Annotated in this window: 22 protein-coding genes; 8 read left to right on the top strand and 14 right to left on the bottom strand. The window is 58.0% G+C overall.

The features are described 5' to 3' along the window. Positions 1 to 172 precede the first annotated feature (172 nt). From CBB62_13700 to CBB62_13685, 4 genes are all read left to right on the top strand, one after another. Positions 173 to 1,477 (top strand): hydroxymethylglutaryl-CoA reductase, degradative, encoded by a 1,305-nt coding sequence (locus tag CBB62_13700; GenBank protein ID OUT39428.1) that lies wholly within the window; start codon positions 173 to 175, stop codon positions 1,475 to 1,477. A 62-nt stretch (positions 1,478 to 1,539) separates the two neighbouring features. Continuing rightward, positions 1,540 to 2,586 (top strand): C4-dicarboxylate ABC transporter substrate-binding protein, encoded by a 1,047-nt coding sequence (locus CBB62_13695; GenBank protein ID OUT39427.1) that lies wholly within the window; start codon positions 1,540 to 1,542, stop codon positions 2,584 to 2,586. 96 nt (positions 2,587 to 2,682) lie between these two features. After that, positions 2,683 to 3,264 carry a TRAP transporter permease DctQ gene (locus CBB62_13690; GenBank protein ID OUT39426.1) on the top strand — a complete coding sequence of 194 codons (582 nt, stop codon included), beginning with the start codon at positions 2,683 to 2,685 and terminating at the stop codon, positions 3,262 to 3,264. Continuing rightward, the gene (locus CBB62_13685; GenBank protein ID OUT39425.1) at positions 3,264 to 4,586 is read left to right on the top strand and encodes a TRAP transporter permease DctM/Q; all 1,323 of its coding nucleotides are present in this window, start codon (positions 3,264 to 3,266) and stop codon (positions 4,584 to 4,586) included. The genes CBB62_13690 and CBB62_13685 overlap by 1 nt, the downstream gene beginning before the upstream one ends. A gap of 2 nt (positions 4,587 to 4,588) precedes the next feature. Here the strand turns inward: CBB62_13685 and CBB62_13680 are convergent, their stop codons facing one another. The 6 genes from CBB62_13680 to CBB62_13655 all read right to left on the bottom strand — a co-directional run bounded on the left by CBB62_13680 (position 4,589) and on the right by CBB62_13655 (position 12,394). Further along, positions 4,589 to 5,737, bottom strand: a complete 1,149-nt coding sequence (locus CBB62_13680; GenBank protein ID OUT39424.1) for a hypothetical protein — start codon at positions 5,735 to 5,737, stop codon at positions 4,589 to 4,591. Further along, positions 5,727 to 6,743: a hypothetical protein gene (locus CBB62_13675; protein OUT39423.1), complete on the bottom strand. Its 1,017-nt coding sequence runs from the start codon at positions 6,741 to 6,743 to the stop codon at positions 5,727 to 5,729. Before CBB62_13675 ends, CBB62_13680 begins: the two co-directional genes overlap by 11 nt. A 7-nt stretch (positions 6,744 to 6,750) precedes the next feature. Then, a complete protein-coding gene (locus tag CBB62_13670; protein ID OUT39422.1) occupies positions 6,751 to 8,331 on the bottom strand; it encodes a thiol oxidoreductase in 1,581 nt (526 codons plus the stop codon). A gap of 137 nt (positions 8,332 to 8,468) precedes the next feature. Further along, positions 8,469 to 10,403: a hypothetical protein gene (locus CBB62_13665; protein ID OUT39421.1), complete on the bottom strand. Its 1,935-nt coding sequence runs from the start codon at positions 10,401 to 10,403 to the stop codon at positions 8,469 to 8,471. Then, the gene (locus CBB62_13660) at positions 10,396 to 10,890 is read right to left on the bottom strand and encodes a transcriptional regulator (protein OUT39420.1); all 495 of its coding nucleotides are present in this window, start codon (positions 10,888 to 10,890) and stop codon (positions 10,396 to 10,398) included. Before CBB62_13660 ends, CBB62_13665 begins: the two co-directional genes overlap by 8 nt. A gap of 226 nt (positions 10,891 to 11,116) precedes the next feature. Beyond that, complete coding sequence (locus CBB62_13655; GenBank protein OUT39419.1) at positions 11,117 to 12,394, bottom strand: peptidase; 1,278 nt, start codon at positions 12,392 to 12,394, stop codon at positions 11,117 to 11,119. 248 nt (positions 12,395 to 12,642) lie between these two features. Here CBB62_13655 and CBB62_13650 point away from each other — a divergent pair, with 248 nt between their 5' ends. The 3 genes from CBB62_13650 to CBB62_13640 all read left to right on the top strand — a co-directional run bounded on the left by CBB62_13650 (position 12,643) and on the right by CBB62_13640 (position 16,833). Continuing rightward, positions 12,643 to 15,150 carry a DNA polymerase III subunit epsilon gene (locus tag CBB62_13650; GenBank protein ID OUT39418.1) on the top strand — a complete coding sequence of 836 codons (2,508 nt, stop codon included), beginning with the start codon at positions 12,643 to 12,645 and terminating at the stop codon, positions 15,148 to 15,150. A gap of 85 nt (positions 15,151 to 15,235) precedes the next feature. Beyond that, positions 15,236 to 15,715, top strand: coding sequence for a MarR family transcriptional regulator (locus CBB62_13645; GenBank protein OUT39417.1), 480 nt, complete (start codon positions 15,236 to 15,238; stop codon positions 15,713 to 15,715). 80 nt (positions 15,716 to 15,795) lie between these two features. Beyond that, positions 15,796 to 16,833, top strand: coding sequence for an alpha/beta hydrolase (locus CBB62_13640; protein OUT39416.1), 1,038 nt, complete (start codon positions 15,796 to 15,798; stop codon positions 16,831 to 16,833). An 86-nt stretch (positions 16,834 to 16,919) separates the two neighbouring features. On the opposite strand, the gene CBB62_13635 is transcribed toward CBB62_13640, so the two are convergent. From CBB62_13635 to CBB62_13600, 8 genes are all read right to left on the bottom strand, one after another. Beyond that, positions 16,920 to 17,750, bottom strand: a complete 831-nt coding sequence (locus CBB62_13635; protein OUT39415.1) for a citryl-CoA lyase — start codon at positions 17,748 to 17,750, stop codon at positions 16,920 to 16,922. An 18-nt stretch (positions 17,751 to 17,768) separates the two neighbouring features. Further along, on the bottom strand, positions 17,769 to 18,893 hold the full coding sequence (locus tag CBB62_13630) for a hypothetical protein (protein ID OUT39827.1): 1,125 nt from the start codon (positions 18,891 to 18,893) through the stop codon (positions 17,769 to 17,771). 66 nt (positions 18,894 to 18,959) lie between these two features. Then, the gene (locus CBB62_13625) at positions 18,960 to 20,396 is read right to left on the bottom strand and encodes an NAD-dependent succinate-semialdehyde dehydrogenase (protein OUT39414.1); all 1,437 of its coding nucleotides are present in this window, start codon (positions 20,394 to 20,396) and stop codon (positions 18,960 to 18,962) included. Between the two features lie 19 nt (positions 20,397 to 20,415). Next, complete coding sequence (locus CBB62_13620) at positions 20,416 to 21,429, bottom strand: hypothetical protein (protein ID OUT39413.1); 1,014 nt, start codon at positions 21,427 to 21,429, stop codon at positions 20,416 to 20,418. After that, positions 21,426 to 22,253: an ABC transporter permease gene (locus tag CBB62_13615; GenBank protein ID OUT39412.1), complete on the bottom strand. Its 828-nt coding sequence runs from the start codon at positions 22,251 to 22,253 to the stop codon at positions 21,426 to 21,428. The genes CBB62_13620 and CBB62_13615 overlap by 4 nt, the downstream gene beginning before the upstream one ends. Beyond that, positions 22,234 to 23,088 (bottom strand): mannosyltransferase, encoded by an 855-nt coding sequence (locus CBB62_13610; protein OUT39826.1) that lies wholly within the window; start codon positions 23,086 to 23,088, stop codon positions 22,234 to 22,236. The genes CBB62_13615 and CBB62_13610 overlap by 20 nt, the downstream gene beginning before the upstream one ends. Before the next feature lie 21 nt (positions 23,089 to 23,109). Further along, positions 23,110 to 24,147, bottom strand: coding sequence for a hypothetical protein (locus CBB62_13605; GenBank protein ID OUT39411.1), 1,038 nt, complete (start codon positions 24,145 to 24,147; stop codon positions 23,110 to 23,112). Between the two features lie 94 nt (positions 24,148 to 24,241). Then, a complete protein-coding gene (locus CBB62_13600; protein OUT39410.1) occupies positions 24,242 to 25,471 on the bottom strand; it encodes a formyl-CoA transferase in 1,230 nt (409 codons plus the stop codon). Between the two features lie 235 nt (positions 25,472 to 25,706). Between CBB62_13600 and CBB62_13595 the strand changes: the two genes are divergently transcribed. After that, positions 25,707 to 26,438: a hypothetical protein gene (locus CBB62_13595; GenBank protein OUT39825.1), complete on the top strand. Its 732-nt coding sequence runs from the start codon at positions 25,707 to 25,709 to the stop codon at positions 26,436 to 26,438. Positions 26,439 to 26,493: the final 55 nt, after the last annotated feature.

The raw sequence follows: 26,493 nt of genomic DNA, 5'->3' as shown, positions 1-26,493 counted from the left end.
ATGCCTTACGCCTTAACCGTGACTGGCCAGTCTGCTGACACCACCAACGTACCGGGAACACTATGGGTACAGTTTGGACAATTCAACACAAACCGTACCTGTAAGTGAGAAAGTTTTATGACTAGAAAATAATGAAAATGAGTTGGCGAAATCGTCATCCTTTGGAGGAAACATGTCTGGCAGTGCTGCGCATACCGATGCGTCGGTCAATTCCCGTATTGAAAATTTCCGCAATCTTGAGCCTGCAGACCGCATGAACGCTGCCGCGTCCGCTGCCGGTCTTGATGATGTTGCGCGCCGCGCGCTCGCTGGCCCAGATACCCTGCCGATGTCGATCGCCAATGGCATGATCGAGAATGTGGTTGGCAAATTCGAGCTGCCGGTCGGTGTGGCCACCAACTTCACCATCAATGGCAAGGATTACCTGATCCCAATGGTGGTCGAGGAGCCCTCTGTGGTTGCCGCCGCCTCCTACATGGCCAAGATTGCCCGCGACTGCGGCGGCTTCAAGACTTCAAGCTCTGAACCGATCATGCGTGCCCAGATCCAGATACTGGATGTACAGGACCCGCATGGCGCCAAGCACCGTCTGCTCGGTGCTGCTGAAGAACTCATCACCACCGCCAATTCCCGTGACAAGGTCCTGATCGGCCTTGGCGGTGGCTGTAAAGATATCGAGGTCTTTGTCTACGAGACCTCACCCGTTGGCCCGATGGTCGTGCTGCACATTCTGGTGAATGTGAAGGATGCCATGGGTGCTAATACCGTCAATTCAATGGCCGAGATGATAGCACCACGCGTGGCTGAAATAGCCGGCGGCCGTGTCCGTTTGCGTATCCTGTCCAATCTCGCCGATCGTCGCCTAGCCCGTGCGAGTGTCACCCTGACGCCTGAAGCCCTTACAACCTCGTCCCTTGAAGGTAAGGATGTAGCGCAGGGAATTGTCGAGGGCTGCGCCCTTGCCATAATTGACCCGTACCGGGCGGCGACGCATAACAAAGGCATCATGAACGGCATTGATCCGGTCGTGGTTGCCACCGGGAATGACTGGCGTGCGATCGAGGCCGGTGCCCATACCTGGGCCGCCCGTAATGGCCAGTACACTTCCCTGACCAACTGGGAACTGAGCGCTGACGGCAACCTCGTCGGCAGCATCGAAATGCCCATGGCCCTCGGTCTCGTCGGCGGTGCCACCAAGACCCATCCAGCAGCCCAAGCCGCAATCAAGATGATGGGTGTGGAAACCGCACAGGAACTGGCCGAAGTTACCGTCGCTGTCGGCCTCGCCCAGAATATGGCAGCACTGCGTGCGCTCGCCACCGAAGGCATCCAGAAAGGCCATATGGCCCTTCACGCCAGAAACATCGCCATCCTTGCCGGAGCCAAGGGTGAGCAGGTAGAGACCGTTGCCAAGGCAATCGCCGCGGCCGGAGAAGTAAGCGTTGATAAGGCCAAGGAGGTTCTGGCAACGCTTTAACCACCGCTCAGCCATCAAAACGCTGACAAAACTTACTAAAACCCCAAGGGAGACCAATAATAATGACCCAAGAGAGTCGCAGAAAATTCGTTAGCCGTGCAGCCGCCGCAGGCGTTGCCGCACCCGCCATCGTTGCCGCCACCAGCCTTGAGGCCCGCGCGCAGGCACCCGTTGAATGGCGCATGCAGGCCCTGTGGGGCGGCGGCACCACGCCACAGATCTACGAAGAGAAATTCTGTGCCCGCGTCTCCCAACTGACCGACGGCAAATTCAATATCCGCCCCTTCGCTGGCGGCCAGATCGTTCCATCCGCACAGGCATTCGATGCCGTTCGCGGTGGCGCGTTCCAGATGATGAAAACCTTTGATGGTTACACCGCCGGTAAAATTCCGGTTCACGGCTTCACCTCGACCGTGCCGTTCGGTTTCCCCGAGGCTGACCAGTATGAGGCATGGTTCTATGAGCGCGACGGTATGGATATCGCCAAGGAATCCTATGCCAGCGCCGGTCTGACCTATGTTGCGCCAACCGTCTATGGCGAAGAGCCGATCCACTCCAAGGTCGCGATCCGCAAGATTGCCGATATGAATGGCCTCAAGGGCCGCTTCGTCGGTCTCGCTGCTGCCGTCATGGCAGATTTCGGTGTCTCGGTGTCGCCTCTGCCGACCTCTGAGGTCTATTCCGCTCTCGACAAAGGCCTGATCGATTTCGCCGATCGCGGTGATATCAAGGCCAATTACGAGGAAGGCCTGCATGAAGTGGCAAAATATCTTGTTCTGCCGGGCGTGCATCAGCCAAGCACAGCTACCTGCTACGTCGCCAATACCGGTGCCTATAACCAGTTGAGCGACCAGTTCCGTGCCGCTCTCGAAGTTGCCGCCCGTGAAGTGTCAGGCGCCCTGCGTCAGAACATCATCGTCGACAACGCCGAATACCTCGCCAAATACGAGGAAGCAGGCGTCGAGATCATTCACCTTGATCCGGAAGACGTTCGGGAGAACCGCGTCAAGGCGATTGAATCATGGAAAAAAGCGACTAAAGGCGACGCCCTAGCCACACGTGCCATGGAATCCCAGATGGCACTGATGAAGGAAATGCGCCTGCTCTAGGACATTAGTAGTTTAACTCCCTGACTCCCGGTCAGTTGCTGTCAGTCCTCGGACATGACAGTGACTGACCGGCCTTTTTATGTATCAAGGCTACCTATGTTATTCGCAGCGAAGGCAATCACCGCCACCAACCGGTTCCTGTTCCAGCTTACCAAATGGGCGGTATACGTGATCGCGGGGCTGATGCTGTATGAGGTGATTGCCCGCTACAGTTTTGAGCATCCGACCTCATGGGCCCCGGAGCTGGCGACCCTGATCTTCGGTCCATTCTTCCTGCTTGGCGGCCCCTATCTGCTGCATCTCGGCGGTCACGTTGCAGTTGATATCGTCTCATCCCGCGCCACCGGCTGGCTGAAACTGGTGCTCGACATTGTCGGCATGCTGCTGGTGCTCGCCTTCGGGATCATTCTGGTGCGCTACAGCATCGATCCGGTCCTGCAATCCTATGAATACAACGAGACAAGCTATTCCGGCTGGAACCCGATCATCTGGCCGACCAAGGCGTTCCTGCCGCTGGCAACGGCCCTGATTGGCCTGCAGGCACTCGCCGAAATCATTCTGGCCATCGGCAATTTCAGAAACCCGCCTGACAAACCGACGGTAACCGAAGAGGCACCGGCAATCGCCGAGCCGGAACCGGAGATTGGTAACACCACTATTCAGGCAGGCACCGCATAATGGAATCCTCACTGACCCTGATCCTGATGTTTGCCTCGCTGATCCTGCTGATGCTGACCGGTACCGGCCTTGCCTTCGTGCTCGGTGCCATCGCATTTCTGGCGACCATCTTTACCCTCGGCCCGCAGGCGCTGATCGTTGCGGTTCTCAATACCTTCGAGACCATGACCTCGGAAGCGCTGATGGCCATTCCGCTCTATGTGCTGATGGCGACGATTCTGCAGAAATCGCAGATCATCGACGACCTCTACAACGCTATGGAGAAGTGGTTCGGCAATCTGGTCGGTGGCCTCGCCGTTGGCACGATTATCATCTGCACCATCATGGCAGCCATGACCGGCATTGTCGGTGCCGCCGTCGCCGCCATGGGTATCCTCGCCCTGCCCTCGATGCTGGCACGCCGCTATGACGAGCCGCTGGCACTTGGTGCGATCTGTGCCGGGGGCACGCTGGGCATCCTTATCCCGCCCTCGGTCGTGACCATCGTCTATGCGATCACGGCACAAATCTCGATCGGGCAAATGTTCATCGCCGGCATTGTGCCCGGCATCATTCTGGCGACCGCTTATTGCCTCTACATCCTGATCCGGGCGCGACTCAATCCATCACTGGCGCCAGCACCGGAGAATGTGGACGACGTAACCTGGCGGGATAAACTGCTGTCACTCAAAACCCTGATCCTGCCAACACTGGTAATCTTCAGTGTACTGGGCTCGATCTATATGGGCTTCGCCACCCCGACCGAGGCTGCCGCTGTTGGCGTATTCGGTGCTTTGATTTCTGCAGCAGTAAGCGGACGCTTCAAGATCAAGATACTCAACGATGCAGCAACCGACACGCTGCGCGTGACCGCCATGATCCTGTGGATCACCATTGGCGCCCGTGCCTTTATCTCGGTCTTCGTTGCCAGCGGCGGTGCTGATTCCGTGCTCAACTTCGTCGAGGATATGGAGGCATCACGCTGGATCGTACTCTGTGCCATGCTGGGCGTGCTGATCTTCCTCGGCCTGTTTCTGGACGAGATCGGCATTATCCTGCTCTGCGTGCCCGTCTTCCTGCCGATCGTGAAGACCATGGGCTTTGATCCGCTCTGGTTTGGCGTGCTGTTCATGATTACGGCACAGATGGCCTATATCACCCCGCCATTCGGCTACACCCTGTTCTACCTGAAAGGGGTGCTGCCACCGGAAATCGGCATCGAGAAGGTCTATAAGGGCGTGATCCCGTTCTTCCTGATTCAGGTGCTGATCCTGATCCTGTTCGCGATCTTCCCGGACATTGTCACCTGGCTGCCTGAACTCGCCGCCGCCCGCCTGCGCTGATCCTAGCCACGCGGCATGGCGAGATGGTTATCCCAGCTGATGCTGCTGGTCGGTTGCTTGAGGGATGAGATCTGCTTGCCGCTGACCGCATTGGCATGCACGACCGCGCCATTGCCGGAGCTTAGATAGAAGGTGCCGGGCTTGGCCGCTGCGGTCACGCCGCAAACATCAGTCATGGTCAGGCTGTTGAGATAGCGCGGCGTGCCCTCAACGCTCCAGAAGGTCGCGACATTGCCGCGCGGGTGGGTCACCGCCACCACCTTGCCGCTGCTGTCGAAGGCAACACTGCCGCAATAGTTATCGAGACTGGTCTGCACCTCATCGGGTGCGGTCAGCAGGCTCTGCCTGCCATCGCTGCCGACAATCGCGATCAGGGGCAGTACAACGCTGTCGCTGCCCTGCCATTGCCCGCCAATCGCCGCTACCCCGTCACCATTGGTCGCCAGATGGCGCAGGCTCAACTGCTGGAAGGCCGGGTCTTCAAGGCGTATCTGACGACGCAAGCCACCGCTCTTCAGGTCGAGCAGATCCATTGAGGATTGCATGGTGTCGAGATTGAGTTTGACCCGCCCGGTATCCGGGTGGGTCTGGATACCGCCATTGGCAATCAGCACCGAACCGCCATCTGCGTTGAGCACCAGTTCATGCGGGCCGATTGCACCGCTGTCCCATTCACCGAGACGACGATAGCCGTCCTCGATGTCATAGATGCCGATAACCCCGCGCGCATTGTCGAAATCATTCTCGGTAGTCAGCAGATGCCGACCATCGGGATGGAAAATCGCATGACCATAAAAATGCCGGTCTTCCGGTGGCTCGAAGCGGTGCAACTCCGTCAGTCGAACCGGATCGAACACCACCGCAAACCGGTCCGGGCGGCGCGCCATGATGATGCCAAGCGGCTTGCTCGGGTGGAACGAGACCGCATGGCCACGGGCTGGCAATCCGGCAATCTTACGGGTCTCACCGCCATCGAGAACCGTCAGCGCATCCTCGCCCATATCATTGGTCGTGGAACTGAACAGTTGTACCGGATTGCGGGTACCGACCGCTGCGTGGGATACACTGATCGGCAGTGTCAGACCCGCGGCAGCACCGCCGACAAGCGCAGAGGCAAAGGCGCGACGATCAAACATGGTATCAATCCCCATCCAGACTGTTGAAACCGATGGTCAGGCCGAGGGCCGGGGCGAAGTCCTGCGCCATGATGCGGCGCAATTCCTTGATCTCTGAGACCATCTCCTCAAGATCACGTCGCGCCGCCTCATCCGTCACCAGATCAGCCATGGGGCGGGTGGCATACCGGTTAGCGGTGGCGCGTACCTGCTCCAGCCCTTTGACAAAGGGCACCCAGCCATCAATGGCACCCAGCTTTTCAGACCATGGCGATGGTGCTTCGAGCATGATCTCGCTGACGTAGTCCAGCCCGGCAACCACATTGCCCATGGATGCCTTGCTGCGTCGGGCCTCGGCCTGTTCTGGCCGGGCGTCCGCCGGTGTTTCACCGAGAATGCGCTTGATCTTTCGGTCTGCGATCAACTCAAACTGGGTATAGACCGCGCTGAAGATGGTCTGCTCGAATTCATCCTCACCGGTTTCCGGCATGATATCGACACGTTGCCAATCCGCTGCAATGGCCTCGGCCATCCCAGCCATATTGGCGGTGATCGCCATGGTCAGCGTGCAGTCAGTCGTGCCCGGTAAGGCTGGCCCATCCTCAAACAGCAGGCGTTCGAGCGCGGGCAGTCCCTGCACCGCCACGCTCTGTTTGGTGATGTCGAAATCAGCAGCCTCGATCTTGTCGGCATTGTTGCGCAGGCTGCGTAACTGCCGGTTCACCGCATTGCGGTCATCTGGCCAGAAATTCAGCCGAAACTTGCGATTGAACAGTTCCGCTGGCCCGAACCCCAATAGCTGCATTCGGGTCAGCTTGTCCTGCACTGCATAGAACTGCTCCTGCAGTGCCGCCATATCGGTATCGCCAGCGCAATATTGTCCGGCCACCGCATCGAGACCGGCGGCCTCCACGGCTGTCGCCTCGGCAAGCGGCATGATGTGTTCGGCGACCATGTCGTCGCGGAACGTCGCCTCCGCCAATCCGGGAAACCCGGTTGCGATAACAGCGATGGCAGAGAACAGGGCAAGCGGGCGGAACATTGGAGCCTCAGAGTGAGTTCAGGAACAAAAGCAGGGCGGCACGATCATCGGCATTCATGGCGGCAAACGCATCGCGAGGTCCTTGCGCCTCACCACCATGCCAGAGGATCGCTTCGGTCAGGCTGCGCGCTCGGCCATCATGCAGGAAATAGGTGTGGTCGCTGACCGCCTCGGTCAGGCCGATACCCCATAGCGGCGGTGTTCGCCATTCCTGCCCCGATGCCTGCGCCACCGGGCGATTATCCGACAGTCCCTCGCCCATGTCATGGAGCAGCATGTCGGTATAGGGCCAAATCAACTGGTGGCTGAAGATCGCTTCGGCAGCATCGTCACGGGTGACGAATTTGGGGTTGTGGCACCCGGTGCAACGAGCCTCATAGAACAGCTTCTTGCCACGCAGTACGTCAGGGTGCTGCACATTCCGGCGCACCGGCACAGCCAGACTGCGGGTGTAGAACAGCAGCTGCTCCATCAGTTCATCGGTGATCTCCGGTCCCGGCGTGTCATCCGCAAGCGTGTCTCCATGCGGTGCATTCCGGCAATCGGCCTGCGCCTCGGTGCAATCACCATAGGCGGCGTGTCTGGCAAAGGATGACATGCCGATATCGCCGTTGAAGGCATCGGCATTCTGATCCATCAGGCTGAGCTGGGTTGCCTTCCAGCCGAAACGACCAAGGCCGAAGCGCTGCTCGACATTGCTCCAGACACGGTTCGGGCGACCAGAGATACCATCCCCATCGGCGTCATCGGGATCGGCCAGCGCGAGGATCGTCTCATCCGGCACTGCCTCGAGCAACCCCAGCCCGATCATCGGCGTCGCCATGCGTACCGACATCATAAGCTCAGGATCATGGGGGCCATAGGCTAGATGATCGAGACTGTACTCCGGGCGGCGCAGACTGACCGCTGTGCCATCGCCAAGAGTGACCATTTCCTCGTGCCAGATGGTATGGATCTTGGCCTCCGGCTGCAGACCCTGTACCGCCAGATCCTGAACCTGCCCGCCATAGACCGGATCGGGAATGCTGGCAATCGTGCCATCGGCGAGGCGCTGGCGTTCTGCATCACTGCGCGGTGGCACGCTGATCCGCATCAGCATGGAAATCGCATCATCATCCGGAAAGTTGGCCGCCGGTGGATGCCCCCGACCATCCTTCAGGTGACAGTGCTGACAGGCACGGGCATTGAACAATGGCCCCAGACCATCGGCGCTCTTGGTTGACGAAGGTGCCGAAACCCATGGGCGGCGAAAGATCGCATTGCCGATATTGAACCGGGCGCGCTCTCCAAAACTTACATTGTCCGCGGGTTGGGAGAAGGCATTGCGCTCGGCAGTACCGGTAAAGGTACCGGCACCACCGGCCATAGCCTCATAGCGCTCGGCCTTGCTGAAATCATCGGTCGGCTCGGTAATCGGATGCACGAAACGGCTGGTCGCGGCCTGCAGCGACGGTGTACTCGCCATATAGCCCAGCCCGGCAAGACCGCCGCTAACAGCCAGAGACAACAGAAACCTGACGGCAAATACCCGACGTTGGACATTGCCAGACGTCGCATTCCGACAAATATGCCTTGGCCACGAAAACATTGGGATGCGGTATCGGTTGTTGGCAGGCGGCGCGAGCGGCCTGCGGGCTTCAGATATTATTGAGAATGATTATCAGAAACCAATCCGGGTTCATAGGGGCGAGCGGGCGACAAACCGTGACACCAACTGTCGCAGCCCTAATCCAGCCGGATATATTTGATCAGATCGCGCCGGGAATACGGTTTCTGGATGAAATCGGGCAATTCGTCTTCCGTCACCCGCTCGGCCATGGTCTCCATCGGGTAGCCGGACGCCAGCACCACACGGATATCGGGATATGTCGCTCGCACCTCACGCCACAAGTCCCATCCGGTCGCGCCGCCGGGCAAGGCAACATCGGAGAGCACCAGTTGGATGGAAGAATTTTCCGCCAGCACAGCAAGAGCGGCAGCGACATCCTCCACATCAATCACAGTCAGCCCCATACGCTTGAGCGTTGAGCGGGTGAAGCTCCGCACGCTCTCGTCATCCTCGACCAGCAAGACGGTAAAGCCCGTTGGCACCGCCTCTTCTTGCGCCGCTCCGGGTCGCCAGGCAACACCGACAGGCTCCGTCGCCGACATAGCCGATGCCTTACCTGCAACCGCAGGCAGATAGATGGTCACCGTGGTACCCAGCCCGACCTCGCTATAGACCGCCACATGGCCCCGGCTCTGCTTGACGAAGCCGAAAACCTGACTGAGGCCCAGACCAGTGCCCTTGCCGGTTTCCTTGGTGGTGAAGAACGGCTCAAAAACCTGTTTCAGATGCTCAGGCTCAATCCCGGTACCTGTATCAGTGATTGAAATCATGACATAGGGGCCGGGCTGCACATCGACATTGCGAACCGAGTAATTGTCATCCAGCTCGGTACATGCGGTCTTGATGACAATACGTCCGCCATTGGGCATGGCATCCTTGGCATTGATCGCGATATTCAGGATCGCCTGTTCAAGCTGCGCCGCATCCACTTCGACCAGCTGTGCGGCATCCGCCTTGATTACTTCTATTTCGTTATGAGCACCGATCAGGCGATTGATGATACCAACGAGGTTGTCGAGCAGTTCATTGATATCAACCCTGACCGGTCGCAGGAGCTGCTTGCGGCTGAAGGCCAGCAACCGTTGGGTAAGCTTGGCCCCGCGATCGGCAGCGATACCGATCTCCTGTGCGAATTCGGCGAGGTCAGGCCGGGCCTGCAGGCTCTCCGACAACAGTTCGGCATTGCCGGCAATAACCGTCAGCAGGTTGTTGAAATCATGGGCAACGCCACCGGCAAGACGCCCGATAACTTCCAGCTTCTGTGCCTCGACGATCTGTTGTTGCAGCATCCGCTGTTCGGTCTGGTCACGAACCACGAGGACATACACCCGTTGGCCGTGCAGGGTGCGCTGGCTGATCTGTATCTCCAGCGGAAAGCGTTCGCCCGAATACTTGATGCCCGTCACATCGACGATGCGCCTGACATTGCCGGATGACTGCGTTCCTTCAGGCAGGGACGGCAGGAAATTACCCTGATCGCTGCGCAGAATGCTCCTGATGCCCAGCGGCTCGCCGTCGAACCACTCCCGGCCAAACAGCTCGGCAAAGGCGTCGTTGTGTTCAACGATAAAGCCGTGCCCGTCGATCATGGCGACACCGTCGAAGGCGGTATCCAGCATGGTCCAGAGCAGTTCCTCGACCGCCCGACGCTTGCCGATCTCGCCCCGCAGTTCGTTCATTTTCTGGGTAAGGGCGGCAAATTCTCTCGGATCAGCCCGACCCTCATCCATATACAGGATGAGATAGGTGCGACCGGTCTTATCCTCGGCAATATCGAGAACACCAGCATAGACCCGAAAATCATGCTTGGTATCGAGATGCTCCAGCGTTATGCGGCTGAAGCTGGGCGAACTGGACCGAGCAGCCAGTTGGGCAAATTTCAGGAACTTCTCGCCAAAGACATCAGCCAGAATGTTACCGGTATCAAAGCCGAGCTTTGATGCCGCAGCATTAACGGCCATCACTTCCGTATCGAGCGTGACCAGCAAGGCCGGTGTCGGCAGAACCTTTGTTGTCCGTGTGAAAGACCGGACAGCGGCCTCATTACTCATCGGATACCCTGTAATATTCCCGGCCCGGCCCCTCACCCTTCCTGAGAGAGACTACAACCCGACATTCCTTGCAACCGGAAGCTATTGTTTCAGGCAGATGCACCCGCGCATAGCCCAGATGCTCGGAAGCAATCGTGCCAAATACATTTGAGGTCATCATGCAAAGCGACTGTTTGCCCTCAACCGACGCCCCGAAGGGACAGGTGCGATTGCCGAGGACGATCTCGTCCTCGTTAATATTGACAATAAAGAAATCGCCATTGATCCGCCGCTTGAGGTCAACCAGAACCTCGGCCACCTGCTGCCGATCGAAACGCTCGGTTGCCTTTTCATACTTGTAGAGGGCGTTGATTTCCTCGCCGATCTGCGCGCCGACAATGCTGACATAGCCCTCGGCATCCTCTGGTCCGACCACATCCTCGAGGCTTTCGGCCAACTTCAGGATCAGATTACGCAGAAAACTGTCTCTTGTGAGCGTATCGCCCATTATGTCCCCCCTTGGGTAGCAATTCGAGCTACCGGCAGTTTGGCTTGTTGTTTCTTCTGCCTGTGCAGACAATTCACCAAAAGTGCCTTGGCCGTCAATCATGCATGAAAGTTGTTAATCCCTTCATAGGGTGGGAAATCTTAACAGTCTGTTAACAAGAAAGCCCGGTGCGTGTCGCACCGGGCTTTTCACGTGTTACCACGCATTTACCTATAGGTAAGGCTGCTTACTGGAAGACAGCATTCGGATCGTCGAGGCTGTCCGAGCCTTCAAACTCGCTGACATTCAGGCCGAGGGCAGCAACCACTGCTTCGAACTGCTTCGCCTGTGCGGTCAGAGCGTCGATCACATCCTGTACGATCGCATTGCCGACAGGGTTGTCAGAGGCCAGCATCTGATCGTATGCCATGCCGCCATCGGCAGCCGCCTTCATGACATCCATCTTGTCATGGGTATTGGACAGGGCGGTCAGCACATCGCGGTTCAGCTCTGGGTTGGCTTCCGCCACAACCGATGCCACTGACGGGCCGGAGACCTGACGGCCATCAACCCGGGTATAGCGACCGGTATAGATCGCCTGCATCCCGGCCTGATCGTAGTAATGGCTGTTATGGGTGTTATCGGCAAAACAGTCGTGCTCTTCCTCGGGATCGTTGAGCAGCAGGCCGAGCTGCATCCGCTCACCCGCCAGCTCGCCATAGGACAGCGAGCCAAGCCCGGTGATAATAGTTGCCAGCGCATCCGGGCCATCGGCTTCCGTCACCGCGAGACGGGCTGCACCATTCTGATCCCAGGCCTCAACCATCTCTTCAAGATCGGCAATCAGCAGATCGGTTGCCGCCTGCAGATAGGCGATACGGCGGTCACAATTACCACCGGTGCAGTTTGCAGTGTCGAAATCGGTATAGGGACGATTACCGGCACCGGCCTCGGTACCATTCAGATCCTGACCCCAGAGCAGAAACTCGATTGCATGGTAACCGGTCGCGACATTGGCCTCGATATTGTCGGCCTCATGCAGGCTGTCCTGCAGCAGTGCCGGGGTAATCTCCGTCGCATCAACGGTCTCGCCGCCAAAACGCAGGGACTTGTTGGCAATCACATTGGCGGTGTAGAGGCGGTTGGTATCGCTCTCGGCGCCATAGCTGTCGCTATCCACATAATCGATCAGACCTTCATCGAGTGGCCAGGCATTCACGCGGCCCTCCCAGTCATCGACCATGGCGTTGCCGAAACGGTAGCCCTCGGTCTGCTGGTATGGCACCCGTGCCGCCAACCATGAACCGCGAGCATAGGCAAGCGTGGCCGGTGACGGGTCGGCAACCAGTGCATCAACCGCCGTTTTCAGCTTGTTGGCGGTGATCAGGGCATCGCCATACATGGCGTGGGCAATATTGGCATAGTTCTCTGACACGCCACGGTAATCAGGGTTTGCGACGGCGGTTGCGCCAAAGGTGACTGAGGCAGCAAGGCCGATCAGCCCCGCCATGATCTGTTGTTTCATCAATCTCTCCCGCAGGAATTTTTCAGAAATGGTTTTCAGAATATGAGTAATCCGAACGCCGATTGTTTACCGCAGCCGAAATGATATTGCTACTCATTTGCAATTAAAATTACCCGTCCTGCCGGATGACCTGCCGGAACGTGATGGCGTATGTCGCGTTAGCTAAGCATGCGCCACCGTCCTCAATCATATTCAATCGGCAGATGGATGATGACCGACCTGATTGTGCAATACACATCCGGCTGGCAATGGCAGAAACCTCTGATCAAGACGGGCAAACGATGAGCAGTCCCGGCGGTAAACCCGTTGTCCTCATTACCGGCGCTGCCGGTTCCATTGGACGCGCCCTGTGCGATGCTCTGACCGATCGCTATGATGTTGTCGGATTGGACATAGAATGCGATGGCACGGATTTCCCCTGCCTTGAAATGGACATCACCAATCCCGCATCAGTTGAACTGGCCCTGACAAAAGTTGCAGAGCAATTCGGCACGTCATTTGCCGCCGTCATCCATCTGGCAGCCTATTTTGATTTCACCGGCAAGGACCATCCGATGTATCAGGCGGTCAATGTCGACGGCACCCGGCATCTGGTCCGGGCACTGCAGCACTACACAGTTGAGCGGTTCATCTATTCCGGCACGATGCTTGTGCATGAACCCGTCAAACCAGGGGAACTGATTACCGAAGAGCAGCCGATAGCCCCGAAATGGGCCTACCCGCAATCCAAGGCAGCAGCAGAGGAGGTCATCCGGAACGAGGCTGGCGACATGCCCTATACATTGCTGCATCTGGCCGGGCTTTATGATGACAAAACCGCCGTTCCGACCCTGTCAAACCAGATTGCGCGGATTTATGAACGGGAACTCAAATCCCATGTCTATGCCGGTGACTTTTCTGCAGGCCAGTCGATGCTGCATCGCGAGGATATGATCAATGCCATGCAGCGGGTTGTTGACCGGCGACAGGAGCTGCCCGAACAAACCACCATCCTGATTGGCGAGCCGGAAGGTGTCAGCTATGAACGGCTGCAGGAGCGTATCGGCAATCTCATTCATGGCGAGAAGGAATGGCGGACCATTTCCCTGCCCCAACCGCTGGCCAAACTGGGATCGGCGGTTGAGGTTGCCTCCGAACCCGTCGTGCCCGATGCGATTGATGATGGCGAAAAGCCCTTTATCCGCCCGTTCATGATCGACATGGCCGAGGATCATTATGCTCTCGACATAGCACGGGCGCGCGACCTGCTTGGCTGGGAACCGAAACACAATCTCCATGATGATCTGGAGTCGTTGATCGCGACCCTGAAGGACGATGCCCATGGCTGGTATCAGGCGAATGGCATTACCCCACCCCCATGGCTGCGGCATGCAGAAGAACATGGTGATGATGGTGAAACGGTGCGCAGCAACCACGAGCGCCTCTATCGCCATCAACATCAGCAGAATCTCTGGGCGCATTTCCTGAATATGGGTGTGGGCAGCTGGCTGATCACCGCACCGCTGCTCATGGGTTATGAAACCACCGCGATGACCGTTAGTGACATTGTATCCGGCATCGCACTCATCATTTTCAGCTTTATCTCACTGTCATGGCGCATGGGCTGGGCCCGATGGGCATCGGCAATCATTGGCTGCTGGCTGTTGATGGCACCGCTGGTTTTCTGGGCGCCATCGGCACTTGCCTATCACAGTGGCACCCTGTGCGGCATGCTGGCGATCGGCCTGGCGGTATTGACAAGACCGGCACCGGGTGTTTCAGCCGTTGCCAGCCAGACCGGCCCGACCATTCCACCCGGTTGGGACTTTTCTCCATCAGACTGGCTGCAACGCCTGCCGATTATCCTGCTGGCCTTCATCGGCCTGCATGTCTCGCGGTATCTCGCAGCCTATCAGCTCGGCTATATCGATACGGTCTGGGAGCCGTTTTTCACCGGCCCGGCAAGCCCTGAGAAGAACGGAACCGAGGAAATCATCACGTCCAGCGTATCGGAAGCATGGCCGGTGCCCGATGCCGGGCTCGGAGCGGTTACCTACATGCTGGAGATCCTGATCGGCTTCATCGGGTCACGCCAGCGCTGGCGCACGATGCCCTGGCTGGTACTGATCTTTGGCATCATGATTGTGCCACTGGGTGCGGTCTCGATAACCTTTATCATCATCCAGCCGATCATACTGGATACCTGGTGCACCCTCTGCCTGATTGCGGCATCGGCCATGCTGTTGCAGATCCCCTATTCGCTTGATGAGCTTGTTGCCACTACCCAGTTCCTGATCCGGCGTAAAACCCAGGGACACAGTCTGCTGCGCACGCTGTTTGTCGGCGATACCGATGACGGTCGGGATGAGCTGCCACCGGAAAACGAGTTCACCGCCACACCACTGGCGATCATCAAGGATACCTGGACAGGTGGCATCAGTCTGCCATGGACACTTGCTCTGACCATGCTGGTGGGTATCTGGCTGATGTTTACCCGGCTGACACTTGACAGCAGTGGAGACATGGCCAATGCCGAGCATCTGATCGGGGCAATGGTCCTGACCGTGGCCGTGACGGCAATGGCAGATGTTGCCCGTCCGGTAAGGTTCCTCAACATCCTGTTCGCCGCGGGTCTGCTGATCGTGCCCTTCGTGTATGGCATTACCGGATTGCATCTGGTCGCAACCATAGTCGCGGGAATTGCCATCATTCTGCTCAGCCTTCCCAAGGGTCGCATTACCGGCAGCTATGGCAGCTACAGCCGATTTATCGTTTGAAATCAATTCGCTGATATGCACTGAAACCATTCGGCTTATTTTGGTGAATTATATCGCTTGACTTTATATCGCGCGCTATTTAAATATGGGGTCAGAGAGTGGAGACATAACGATGACCCAAACCACAGACAGCAAACTTCAGACCCTCGATGCACAACTGTGCTTCGCCCTTTATTCAACCCAGCTGGGCCTGAATAAAGTCTATCGCGGTCTGTTGAAGGACCTGAATCTGACCTATCCGCAGTATCTGGTCATGCTGGTCCTGTGGGAGAAGGACGGCGTGAATGTCTCCGAAATCTGTGACCGTTTGTTTCTGGAGACGACGACCCTGACTCCCCTGCTCAAACGACTGGAAGCGCGTGGTTTGATCAAGCGCACCCGCTCGATTGAGGATGAGCGTCAGGTGATTGTCACCCTGACCGGGGAAGGTCAGGAGCTGAAAGCAACCGCATCACATATCCCTGCCTGTGTCGGGGAAGCGATGGACTGTTCACTGACAGAAATCGCCGACCTCCGGGACAGGTTGAACGAGGTACGGGCCAGTCTATTTAAGTCAGCATCATGATGTAGCTTGGCCTCCCTTTTTTTACCTATAAATATCGCTCGCGATATTTATTCACACGATGTACAAGAAGGAACAAGATAATGAGCAATGAAGATCGGAATATCACCAGTACAAGCGCCATTCTGGCCCACCCTTTTGGCAAACCATCCAATGACCTGACGGCAGGCAGCCCCGGCATTGAGCATACAACCCAGTCGTTTCTGGAGGCACTTGCGGCAGGCGGTGGTCCTGCAATGGAAACCCTGTCCCCACAGGAAGCCCGGCAGGTGCTGATCGGTGCACAAGCCGATGATGACAACCTGCTGGCCCCCGCCGATGTTTCAGAAAAGATTATCACGGTCGATGGAGAGGAAATCAGCCTGACCATTGTACGGCCCGAGAATGCCGAAAGCGGACGCCCGGCCTTCATGTTCTTCCATGGCGGCGGCTGGATACTTGGCGACTACCCGACCCATGAACGCTTCGTACGCGATCTGGTTGCCGATACCGGCTATACCGCAATCTTCGTCAACTATGATCCATCACCGGAAGCACGCTATCCGGTTGCGATCAACCAGGCCTATGCCGCAACAAAATGGGTTGCAGAACATGGTGCCGAGATCGGTGTCGATGGTGCCCGGCTTGCCGTGGTCGGCAACAGTGTCGGCGGCAATATGGCAGCCGTCACCGCCCTGAAGGCAAAGCTGGAGGGTGGCCCGGAACTGAAGGCACAAATTCTGTTCTGGCCGGTCACCAATGCCGATTTCGACAGCGCTTCATACAAGGAATTTGCCGATGGGCACTTCCTGACCCGCAACATGATGAAGTGGTTCTGGGATGCCTATACCACCGACCCTGCGGAACGGGCCGAGATCACCGCCTCGCCATTGCAGGCAGATCGCGCGCAACTGGCGGGCCTGCCACCAACACTGGTGATTACAGCAGAGAAGGATGTCTTACGTGATGAAGGTGAGGCCTATGCCCGCAAGCTTGATGCGGCTGGCGTGACCGTCACGGCAACCCGGTACAACGGCATGATCCACGATTTCGGTCTGCTCAACGCCCTCAGCCGTGTACCCGCAACCAGAGCAGCCCTGCATCAGGCGGCTGAACAGTTGAAACTCTATCTGGAAGACTGAACGGATGACTGAAAAAGTGCGGTTGCGGTGCCCATTCTGGACTACCGCAACCGCCAAGTCACCCCTGCCCCCAGGGAAGTAGAGGATCAGAGTTCCCGCTCGCCGGGACCTGTGTATTTGTAGGACAGCTTCGGGTTGACCGGGCCTTTGATCCGGCCACCCTGTTGTTTCTGTTCATAGGCATGCGCCAGAATGCCGACCGACCGTGACAGGATAAACAGCCCGCGTGCCATATCCGGCTCAAAGCCCAACTCGCCGTAAATCACCGCCGTCACACCGTCGATATTCATCGGCAGGTGGCGGCCTTTGGCTTTCTCAAGCCATGCCTCGACCGCCTTGCCGATCGCAACGAACCGACCGCCGATAACACCATCGGCCACAGCCTTGTCACAGAGTTCAAACAGGCGCGGTGTCCGCGGGTCGATAGGATGGAAGCGATGACCAAAGCCGGGGATGATCTGTTTCTCCGCCAGACGCGGTGCCAGCGCCCGATCAACGGCAGCATCAAGGCTTTCCCCGGCATCCATATGGCCGAGGATTTCGAGGTAAATCTCAAGCGCCCCCTGCCCGGCACCGCCATGCACATCGCCGAGCACATTGATCGCCGAGGCCATCGCGCTGTTGATACCAATCCCGCAGGTCATTGCCATCCGCGCCGTGGCGATGGAGGGCGCCAGCGGTCCGTGGTCGACGGCGGCGACAAGCGCTGCCTCAAGCAGGGCCGCCTGTTTCTCATCGGGTACCTCGCCGCGCACCATCAGCCAGATCATCTGAACGAAGCTCAACTCACCAATCAGGCTTTGTACCGGATAGCCGCGCAGGTTGATCTTGCCCGGTTCCATATCGATGATACCGGTCTGCCACCAGTCACGGAACTCCGTGCCTGCGTCCGATTGTTTGCCGTTATCTGCACTCATGACTGCCTGCCCTCGCCCTTACTCAAATACCTGTTCAATGAGGTGGCTGTAATCAGCCGCCGTCAATGATCGTGGATTGGTTTTATGAGCATTGTCCTGCAGGGCCTGTTCCGGGATCCGGGTCAGATCCGACTGCTTGATGCCGAGCGTGGCAAGGCGGGTCGGCAAGTCGATACGGGTCAGCAGGGCCTCGATTGCATCGGCGAAATCCTGACCGGCCAGTTCCGTGGGCAGGCAGGAGCGCATGATGTCGTATTTCACGCCAAGCGCATCGCGGTTATAGCGGAGGACCGCAGGTAGGAAGATGCCGTTCAATGTGCCGTGGTGATAGCCGAGTGCACCGATCGGATGGGACAGGGAATGCACCGCCCCCATGCCCTTCTGGAAGCAAACCGCACCCTGCAATGACGCCATCATCATGTGCCAGCGGGCATGCTTGTCGCTGCTGCCATGGGTAACGGCACGTTCAATGTGATGCAGCGCCCGGCGCAAACCGTCGATGGCAATCGCATCGGCAGGCGGGTTCACGGTTGGCGAGGAATAGGTCTCGACACAATGGGACAGCGCATCGATACCGGTTGCAGCCGTCACCGAGGGTGGCAGGCGCAGGGTCAGGTCGGGATCGCAGATCGCCGCCTTGACGATACCGGCACAGCCGACACCGGCCTTCACCCCGTTATTGAAGATAATCACCGCCGAGCGGCCGACCTCACTGCCGGAACCGGATGTGGTCGGCATGGCAATCAGTGGTGCCGGGTTGATAATCGCCCTTGGTTTGGCATGGCGGTTACAGAAATCCCATAGCGTGCCGTCATGGGTCGCCATAATGGCAATACCCTTGGCAAGATCGAGGGCGGCACCGCCACCGATGGCCACCACGCCATCGCAACCGGCATGTTTATAGGTTTCTGCCCCCAGTCTTGCGGCCTCTTCGGTCGGGTTTGGCGGCGTATCAAGCCATGAGGGCAACTTGTCGCTACACGGGACGGCATTCAGCGCCTGCTCCAGCACCCCGGCCCGCTCGACACCGTAATCGGAGACGATAAGCGGTCGCGTGCTGCCGATCTGTTCGAGCAACTGCGGCAGGCGGGCACTGGCACCAAACCCGAAATGGGTCGTGGTCATGAATTGCAGCACAGAGATGCCGGACAAGTCCGGTTCCACCTCGGAAACTGCAGCAGCCATCATTACCATAGGGTTGAACTCACATTATGCGTATCGGGTGGTTATGGTTTTGGAGACGAGATAGGCCTCAAGCCCCTCAATGCCGCCTTCCAGACCGTCGCCGCTTTCCTTGACGCCGCCAAAGGGTGAATACGGGGTCGAGACCGAGAAGTGATTGACCACAACCATACCGGCCTCAATGCCATCGCTCAGCTCTTCCGAGCGCAGCAAGGACCGGGTCATGACATAACCGGCGAGGCCAAATGGCGTGTTATTCGCCCGGGTCAGCACATCGTCGAAATCATCGAAGGACTGGAACGGCACCACGGGACCGAACGGCTCTTCCTGCATGATCCGGGCAGCGTCTGGCACATCTGCAAACACCGTCGGTTGATAGAAATAGCCCTGATTGCCGATCCGGTTACCGCCGGTTACCAGCCGGGCACCGGACCCTGCCGTATCAGCGACAAACTGCTCAATCGAGGCAAGCTGACGACTGTTGGCGAGCGGTCCCATCGCCACATCCGCCTGATCGCCCGGCCCGACCTTTACATCTGCGGCGGCGGCGGCAAATGCCTCGATGAACGGCTCATAGATACCGCTCTGGACAAAGAATCTTGTCGGGCTGGTACAGACCTGACCGGCATTGCGGAATTTGAAAGACACAGCCATTTTTGCCGCCGCCTCCACATCCACATCATCACAGACGATGACCGGCGCATGGCCGCCCAGCTCCATGGTGCTGCGTTTGGCATTGGCAGCCGCCTTGGCCGCCAGCATCTTGCCCACGCGGGTCGAGCCGGTGAACGTCACCTTGCGAATGACCGGCGATGAAATCAGATGCTCGGAAATCATTGGCGGGTCACCGAGCACCAGATTGAGCACACCGGCAGGCAACCCGGCATCGGCGAAAGCCTTGACCAGCTCAATCGCCGTGAACGGTGTTTCCTCGGCCGGTTTCAGGATCAGCGAGCAACCGGAGGCCAGACTGCCGGCCATCTTGCGCAGCGGTGTCAGGGCCGGGAAGTTCCAGGGGGTAAAGGCCGCGACCGGCCCAATCGGATAGCGCCGGACCGTCTGACCGACACCATCGGCCCGCGCAGGCAGAAAGCGACCATAGGCACGGGTTGCCTCTTCGGCCATCCATTCCAGATTCTCCACGCTGGTCAGTATCTCACCGCGTGCTTCGGGAACCGGCTTGCCCTGCTCCCGGCTCAGGATTTTGGCAATCTCATCGGCACGCTCGCGCATCAGTGTGCAGGCATCCCGGAGAATCCCGGTACGCTTATGGGCCGGTGTTTCGGACCAGATGGCAAAGCCGCGTGCGGCAGCCGCCAGCGCATCATCGAGATCACCTGCCGATGCCCGGGTAACCGTCCCCACAACGGCCTCGGTTGCCGGGTTGATGACCTTGATGGTCTCACCCGTACCGCGCCCCTCGCGCCATTGTCCGTCAATGAAGAGTAACGCCTGCATGGTCATGTCGTCAGTTGCTCACTGTCTAGTCGGTCACAATACGGATCAGTTGCTTGCCCACATTGCCGCCATTGAGCATGCCGATGAATGAGGCCGGAGAGTTCTCCAGCCCGTCATGGATGGTCTCTTCATAGACCAGCTTGCCCGCAGCATAGGCGGCTTCAAGGTCGGCTTGCGCCTTGCCGAACAGATCACGGTGATCGGAGATGACAAAACCGCGAATGGTCAGGCGCTTGTTGAACACCTCACGCATGTTCTTCACGCCGTATGGTTCGGTCTCGTTATATTGCGAGACCAGCCCACAAAGCGGAATGCGACCATTGAGCCGCATCAGCGGCAGGGCGGTATCAAAGATCATGCCGCCGACATTGTCGTAATAGATGTCATAGCCATCGGCACCGGCCCGGTTCATCTGCTCTACAAAGTCATCGGCCTTGTAATCGAGACAGTCATCGAGGCCGAAACGGTCCCGTACGATGCCGCATTTCTTCGCACCACCGGCAATCCCGACCGTATGGCAACCATGGAACTTCGCCAGTTGCCCGGCAGTTGAACCCACCGCGCCTGAGGCAGCGGAAATCAGCACCCGCTCACCATCCTGAAGCCCGGCAATATGCATCAGCCCAATCCAGGCCGTGATACCGGTCGATCCGAGCGCACCGAGATAGGCGCTCAACGGGGCCTTGTCCGGGTGTACGATCTGCAGTTCGGCTTTTTTGGCAATACTGTAATCCTGCCAGCCAAGACGGCCGACAACCCAGGTACCCGTCGGGAGGGTAGGGTCCCGGGTGTCGACAATCTCTCCCACCGTACGACCAACCATGATGTCGCCGATCTTCATCACCGGGGCATAGGAGTCCTCTGCCTCCATACGCATCCGGATATATGGATCGAGTGAGAGATAATGATTGCGGACCAGCACCTCACCGTCACCGAGCGAGCCGATCGGGCTCGCCTCGATGCGGAAGCAACTCTCATCCGGCATACCGTCAGGGCGCTTTGCGTACAGGACCTGACGGTTTTCAGTATGCGCACTCATGCAACAATTCCTACGGTTTCGGCTTCACGAGGCTGCCAGTGCAGCAGGCGGCGTTCGACGACGCTGACCAGCGCATCCAGCGCAATGGCAAAGAACGTGAGCAGGATCACACCGGCAAAGACGCCATTGATATTGAACAGCCCCTCGGCCTGCAGGATCAGGTAACCGACACCGGCAGCCGATCCCATATACTCACCGATCACCGCACCGACGAAGGCCATACCGACAGCGGTATGCAGGCTGGAGAAAACCCAACTGGTCGCCGACGGGATATAGACGGTCCAGAGCAACTGGCGCTTGTTGGCGCCAAGCATCTTGGCATTGGCAAGCGTGACCGGGCTGACTTCCTTCACGCCCTGATAGACGTTGAAGAACACAACGAAGAATACCAGCGTGATGCCGAGGGCGATCTTGGAAGTCACACCGAGGCCGAACCAGACCGAGAAGATCGGTGCCAGAATGACCCGCGGCATGGCATTGAAGCCCTTGAGGTAAGGTGAGGCCAGTGTCGAGGCCATCGGGCTGAGCGCCAGCCAGAGACCGGCCATCAGCCCCAGTGTCGACCCGGCTACAAAGGCGCAGGCCGTCTCAAACAAGGTCACCCACAGATGCTTGAAGATCATCCCGGTCGCGAACCATTTGTAGATCTGATCGAACACCTTGACCGGATCACCGACAAAGAATTCAGACATAAGATCGAAATGGGTAATCGACTTCCAGGCTGCGAAAACAGCCACCAGAATAATCACATGATAAACAATGAGTTGAGGCCGAGCGGGCAACAGCCGGCTCAAGATGCTCCGTCTACTTGCGCTGTTGTTCATAGCCTTTAAGGACCTCTTCCTTCATTACATCCCAGATATCGGCATGCAGTTTATTGAACGCATCAAGATGGCGAATGTCAGCGACATCTCTGGGACGAGGCAGGTCGATGACAAATTCGCCGATAGGGTGGGTGCCAGGGCCGGCAGAGAGCACAATGACCCGATCCGAAAGCGCGATGGCTTCCTCGAGATCATGGGTGATGAACATCACCGATTTGCGGTCTGCCTGCCATAAATCCAGCAGTTCGTTTTCCATCAGTTGACGGGTCTGGATATCGAGCGCGCTGAACGGCTCATCCATCAGCATGATCTTGGGATTCATAATCAGCATCTGGGCCAGCGCCACACGCTTGCGCATGCCGCCGGATAGATGATGCGGATAGCGATCTTCAAAACCGGCGAGGCCAACCCGCGCCAGCCATTCGATCGCCAGTTCACGGCGTTCCTTCTTGTCCGCCTTGTGAAATTCCAGGCCGACCATGACGTTTTCCAGTGCAGTACGCCATGGCATCAGGCTTTCGGCCTGGAACATGTAACCGGCATCGCGGTTGATGCCCTTCAGCGGCTCACCAAAGACATTGATGCTGCCGCTGCTTGGCTGCAGCAACCCTGATGACACATTCAGCAGGGTGGATTTGCCGCAACCGGTAGGGCCAACGATCGATACAAATTCGCCCTTGGCTATCTCAATCGTCGTGTCGGCAACGGCGGTATAGGTACCGCCGGGATTGCCACGTGCCGGAAACACGCATTCCACATTATAGAGGCCCAGGGCGGGCGTATCCGCCCCGGGTTGCTCTATCGATTGTCCTACAGCCGATTGATCGGGCTGCATTGTATCGAGCGCAGTCATAGTTCAAGACCCGTTAGCATGTTCAACGAAACGGTTGGTGTAGACCGAACCGAGGTCCATTTCACCAGCCTCAGCCACCGCAGGATTGTAGCTCTTCTGAGCACGGTAAGCGGTTTCAACAGCAGCTTCAGGGATCACACCATCCGGTGAAAAGGCTGGTTTGACCTTCTCCAGCATCTCGATGTAAAGCGCCCGGTCACCGCCAACCAGCATGTCCTCAGGCAGAACATCGACGATTTCCTCGGGCGTGCTCTCGTTGATGAACTTCAGCGCCTTGACCATCGCGCTGGCCAGAGCTTGCGTGGTGTTCGGATTGGCTTTCACGAAAGCGGTCGGGACCGACAGGGTCGCAGCGGGCATCGGGCCGCCATAAACCTGCTCGGTACCTTCCGGCGTGCGGGTATCGACCACCGGCACCGCGAGACCTTCTTTTTCAAACAGGGTCGCAGCCGGATCTGCCTGAACCGCAGCCTCTACGCTGCCGTTACGGAATGCGGCCAGGGTACCCGGACCGGCGCCGACACCGATGATAGACACATCGCTTGGCTCCATACCGGCGCCGAGCAGCAGAAGATCAACCATCTTGTTGGTGCTTGAACCCGGTGAGGTTACACCGACATTCTTGCCGCGCAGGCTTTCCATGCCCTTCCAGTCCTTCGCCAGCTCAGGGGTAACACTGAGTACGAAGCCCGGATACTGGCCCATCAGGGTGATGGCGGTGAAATCCTGGTTTTTCGCCTTGAGGACGATCATGTGCTCAAAGGCCGAGGTCAGGACATCGGCACTGCCGCCGACAACCGCCTGAACCGACTTTGAACCGCCCTGGAAGTCGACAACGTCAACATTCAGGCCTTCTTCCGCAAAATAGCCGTTCAGATCGGCAATATTGAGCGGCAGGTAATACAAGGCAACACGCCCACCAATCGCGAGCGTCAGGTCCGGCTTCTCGATCTGTTGTGCCGCAGCCGGTTGTGTCACGGCGGGCGATACGGCAAATGCGCCGATCGCCATCGCGGCAACGAGGGATTTAAACAGTTTCATTTTATTCCTCCCATATAATAGGTCCGGTTGATCCGGGTGTGTATTCGGGCCGGTTGATACGGATGGCCGGCCCCGACCATCGTTTAACGTCGCCTTACTCGGCGGCGGTACTGTGATTGGCTCCCTCGGTTTTTGTCGCAGAGACGATGCCCTTTTCAATCAGGGCAGCGATCTTCTCCGCGCTGTACCCCAGCGCAGCCAAAATCTCTTCCGTATCCTGCCCTACCGGTGGCGGATCGGAGCGGTAGGCGGTTGCCCCCTCGCCCATCACAAGCGGCAGTTTCGGCAACCGTGTATGGGTGCCGTTGGGTAATGTCGTGTCATACAGCGCGCCTGTGGCCTTCAGATGGCGGTCCTCGAACAGATCTTCGGGACGGGCAATCGGCGCAAATGGAATACGCGCCTGCTCACACAGTTCGCTTGCCTCGGCGGTGTCGAGTCCAGCAAAAATCGCCGCTACAATCGGCAATAAGGTCTTGCGGTTCTCGATGCGGAGGTTGTTGGTACGGTAGAGCAGGTCTTCAATCAGCTCGCTGCGCCCGACCGCGTGGCAGAACCGTGCCCAGTGCTGATCCGAGGTAATGCCGACGAACAGTTGCTTGCCGTCGAGCAGGGTAAATGGCTCATAGACCGCCCAGGCAGAGACCCGCTCCGGCATCGGCGGGATCGGCGCATCCGACTGCGCGGCGTAACAGAGGTGCTGGCCCATCATGAAGACGGCGGTTTCAAACAGCGCGGATTCCACATGCTGCCCCTTACCGGTCTGCTCACGCTGACGCAGGGCCAACAGGGTGCCGATGACACCGAACATGCCACCCGCAATATCGATAACCGAGGTTCCGGCCCGCAATGGCCGACCGGTCGGCCCGGTCATATAGGCAAGGCCGCTCATCATCTGGACCACTTCATCAAGCGCCAGACGATCGCGATATGGTCCTTCAAGGAAGCCCTTGAGACTGACATAGATCAGGCGTGGGTTGATGCCGGCAACCGTGTCGTAATCGAAGCCGAGCCGCTCCATCGTGCCCGGCGCATAATTCTCGATCAGAATATCCGCATCGGCACAGAGTTTGGTCATGGCCTCGCGCCCCTCATCGGTCTTGAGGTTCAGGCACAGGCTCTTTTTATTGCGATTGAAATAGCCGAAATAGCCAAGGCCGAACCCGGCAAGACGGCGGGTCGGATCTCCAGCGGGCGATGGCTCTATCTTGATGACTTCGGCACCAAGATCGGCAAGCACCATGGAACAGGACGGTCCCATCACGGTGTGACCAAAGTCCAGTACCCGAAGCCCAGCTAATGGTTGAGACGCTGATGCGGTCATCTGAAATGACTTCACTACTCTTTTTGTTTCCTCGTATCGTTCTGTTCTGCAGAACGTTGTTTCATTTAGTAGAACATCACCGATATAGCCCGTCAACCCCGATTTGCAACTCGGGCACTGACCGGGGACACACAGCTGAGGATAAGAAATCGGCACCGATCAAAATAAGCGTGCACAAACAAGGCGTAACAGGGATACTCCCGGCATCGTGACAAAGAAAAACGCCGCCCCAGAAATCACCACAACTGCAACAGCTGCCAGCAAGGGCGGTGTTGAGGCGGTTGATCGTGCCCTGTCGATCATCAAATGCTTCGGTGCCGGTGAGGATCGCCTGACCCTCGCCCAGATCGCCGAGCGGACCGGCTATTACAAAAGCACGATCCTGCGATTGGCCGTCTCCCTCGAACGACAGGGCTTCCTCAGCCGGTCCAGTGACAAGAGCTTCATGCTCGGCTCGCAACTGCTGCGGCTCGGCAATCTGTATCAGCGTTCGCTGAAACTCGAGGATCAGGTGCGGCCATCGCTGATGAACCTGCTGCAGGAAACCGGCGAGAGTGCCTCGCTGTTCATCCGGCAGGGGGAAGACCGCATCTGCCTGTTCCGGCAGGATTCCGACCACGCGGTCCGCGACCACGTATCGGAAGGCCAGATACTCAGCCTTGATCGCGGTGCCGCCGGTCACGTGATCAGCAAGTTTGATCCCGACTACAACAGCGAAGCAGATATCCGTCCACGCGTAGCGGACCTCCCGGTCTTCTCCTTTGGCGAACGGGTGGCCGAAGTGGCCGCCGCCGCCGTGCCGGTGTTCTGGCTGCATGAGGGACGGGTCAAACTGACCGGTGCCCTCACCGTATCCGGCCCACTCAGCCGCTTCACCGATGACGCCTGCAAGATCATGCGCGCAGCCCTGCTGAAAGAGGGCCAACAGCTCTCGGCCAGACTTGGCGCGGAATATATCTGGAAATAAGCCCAGCAAAAATGCGCCATTAATGGCCGCCAATAACCCGGTATCACTGATTGTG

The organism is Micavibrio sp. TMED2 (assembly GCA_002168225.1).
In the GTDB taxonomy this organism is placed as follows: Bacteria; Pseudomonadota; Alphaproteobacteria; order TMED2; family TMED2; genus TMED2.
Note: the sequence above shows the minus strand (reverse complement) of the source record. Positions and strands in the feature narration are given on the sequence as shown.